The organism is Leuconostoc sp. BM2, assembly GCF_002095565.1.
In the GTDB taxonomy this organism is placed as follows: Bacteria; Bacillota; Bacilli; order Lactobacillales; family Lactobacillaceae; genus Leuconostoc; species Leuconostoc falkenbergense.
In genome coordinates this window covers 2,501-5,306 of sequence record NZ_MOWQ01000060.1, presented here as the reverse complement: position 1 = coordinate 5,306, position 2,806 = coordinate 2,501, and the positions used below count along the sequence as shown (strand labels likewise).

Sequence of the window (2,806 nt, the reverse complement as noted above, 5' to 3'; positions counted from 1 at the left end):
TTGAGCGAGTCAACGAAGAAAGTAGTTGACAAGGCAAGAACAAGGTGATAAGATAATATAGTTGTCTCAAGGGGCAATAAGTAGCACATTGAAAACTGAACAAAACTTTGAACAAACGAATCTGTGGCTGTTACTTAAGTAACAAAAACAAATTTGCGAAGTCAATTCGTAACAAACAATAAACGGATTAGCGTTATAGAGAATATAGCGAAATAATCGTCAGTTTAATCGAAGAGCAATCTTCAAATTTTCAAATTGAGAGTTTGATCCTGGCTCAGGATGAACGCTGGCGGCGTGCCTAATACATGCAAGTCGAACGCACAGCGAAAGGTGCTTGCACCTTTCAAGTGAGTGGCGAACGGGTGAGTAACACGTGGACAACCTGCCTCAAGGCTGGGGATAACATTTGGAAACAGATGCTAATACCGAATGAAACTTAGTGTCGCATGATACGAAGTTAAAAGGCGCTTTGGCGTCACCTAGAGATGGATCCGCGGTGCATTAGTTAGTTGGTGGGGTAAAGGCCTACCAAGACAATGATGCATAGCCGAGTTGAGAGACTGATCGGCCACATTGGGACTGAGACACGGCCCAAACTCCTACGGGAGGCTGCAGTAGGGAATCTTCCACAATGGGCGAAAGCCTGATGGAGCAACGCCGCGTGTGTGATGAAGGCTTTCGGGTCGTAAAGCACTGTTGTATGGGAAGAACAGCTAGAATAGGGAATGATTTTAGTTTGACGGTACCATACCAGAAAGGGACGGCTAAATACGTGCCAGCAGCCGCGGTAATACGTATGTCCCGAGCGTTATCCGGATTTATTGGGCGTAAAGCGAGCGCAGACGGTTGATTAAGTCTGATGTGAAAGCCCGGAGCTCAACTCCGGAATGGCATTGGAAACTGGTTAACTTGAGTGCAGTAGAGGTAAGTGGAACTCCATGTGTAGCGGTGGAATGCGTAGATATATGGAAGAACACCAGTGGCGAAGGCGGCTTACTGGACTGTAACTGACGTTGAGGCTCGAAAGTGTGGGTAGCAAACAGGATTAGATACCCTGGTAGTCCACACCGTAAACGATGAACACTAGGTGTTAGGAGGTTTCCGCCTCTTAGTGCCGAAGCTAACGCATTAAGTGTTCCGCCTGGGGAGTACGACCGCAAGGTTGAAACTCAAAGGAATTGACGGGGACCCGCACAAGCGGTGGAGCATGTGGTTTAATTCGAAGCAACGCGAAGAACCTTACCAGGTCTTGACATCCTTTGAAGCTTTTAGAGATAGAAGTGTTCTCTTCGGAGACAAAGTGACAGGTGGTGCATGGTCGTCGTCAGCTCGTGTCGTGAGATGTTGGGTTAAGTCCCGCAACGAGCGCAACCCTTATTGTTAGTTGCCAGCATTCAGATGGGCACTCTAGCGAGACTGCCGGTGACAAGCCGGAGGAAGGCGGGGACGACGTCAGATCATCATGCCCCTTATGACCTGGGCTACACACGTGCTACAATGGCGTATACAACGAGTTGCCAACCCGCGAGGGTGAGCTAATCTCTTAAAGTACGTCTCAGTTCGGATTGTAGTCTGCAACTCGACTACATGAAGTCGGAATCGCTAGTAATCGCGGATCAGCACGCCGCGGTGAATACGTTCCCGGGTCTTGTACACACCGCCCGTCACACCATGGGAGTTTGTAATGCCCAAAGCCGGTGGCCTAACCTTTTAGGAAGGAGCCGTCTAAGGCAGGACAGATGACTGGGGTGAAGTCGTAACAAGGTAGCCGTAGGAGAACCTGCGGCTGGATCACCTCCTTTCTAAGGATAATCGGAAAGCGACAGTGACTTAGATGTCAGTTCGTGAAGTTCAAAGTTTTGTTTAGTTTTGAGTGTGATACTGGAATAGGTATCATGTTCAGAAGTGATCCTATGGGGAATTAGCTCAGCTGGGAGAGCACCTGCTTTGCAAGCAGGGGGTCAGCGGTTCGATCCCGCTATTCTCCATAGCTAGTCGCAAGGCTAGCGAGTTGCACATTGAAAACTGAATAGTAACAAATTCTTTTAAAAACAATCGTAAGATTGTGATAAATGAACCGAGAAACAACACAAAAAAGTTCTTTAATAAAGAACGGTTTAATCGCAGGTCTGAAAAATGACCAACTCATAAACTTAAACAACAGTTTCGGCTGTTAGGTTAAGTTAATAAGGGCGCGTGGTGGATGCCTTGGCACTAGGAGCCGATGAAGGACGTGACTAACTACGATAAGCTTTGGTGAGCGGTAAGTACGCTATGACCCAGAGATTTCCGAATGGGGAAACCTAACTCGTAAGAGTTGTCTGTATCTGAATACATAGGATATTTGACGGAATACGCTGTGAACTGAAACATCTCATTAGCAGCAGGAGCAGAAAGAAAAATCGATTCCCTCAGTAGCGGCGAGCGAACGGGGAAGAGCCCAAACCAACGTGCTTGCATGTTGGGGTTGTAGGACTGATAAATAAGAGTTACAAAAGTGTTTTATAGCAGAACAAGTTGGGAAGCTTGGCAAAATAGGGTGATAGCCCCGTAAGCGAAATAAAGCAGACTCTTTTCAGGATCCTGAGTACGGCCGGACACGAGAAATCCGGTCGGAATCCGCGGGGACCATCCCGTAAGGCTAAATACTCCCTAGTGACCGATAGTGAACCAGTACCGTGAGGGAAAGGTGAAAAGCACCCCGGAAGGGGAGTGAAATAGTTCCTGAAACCACGACGCCTACAAGAAGTCAGAGCCCGTTAATGGGTGATGGCGTGCCTTTTGTAGAATGAACCGGCGAGTTACG

The 2,806-nt window shown here is 47.8% G+C and carries 1 tRNA gene and 2 rRNA genes (1 of these 3 only partly in view); all 3 read left to right on the top strand.

Going from position 1 to position 2,806, the window contains the following annotated elements:
* The first annotated feature begins 251 nt into the window (after positions 1-251).
* Positions 252-1,802: ribosomal RNA gene (locus BMG01_RS09980) — 16S ribosomal RNA — on the top strand.
* Between the two features lie 113 nt (positions 1,803-1,915).
* Positions 1,916-1,988, top strand: a tRNA-Ala gene (locus BMG01_RS09975).
* Between the two features lie 188 nt (positions 1,989-2,176).
* Positions 2,177-2,806 (top strand): 23S ribosomal RNA (locus tag BMG01_RS09970) (it continues 2,285 nt past the right edge of the window).
* The 16S and 23S rRNA genes sit together here with 1 tRNA gene alongside, the layout of an rRNA operon.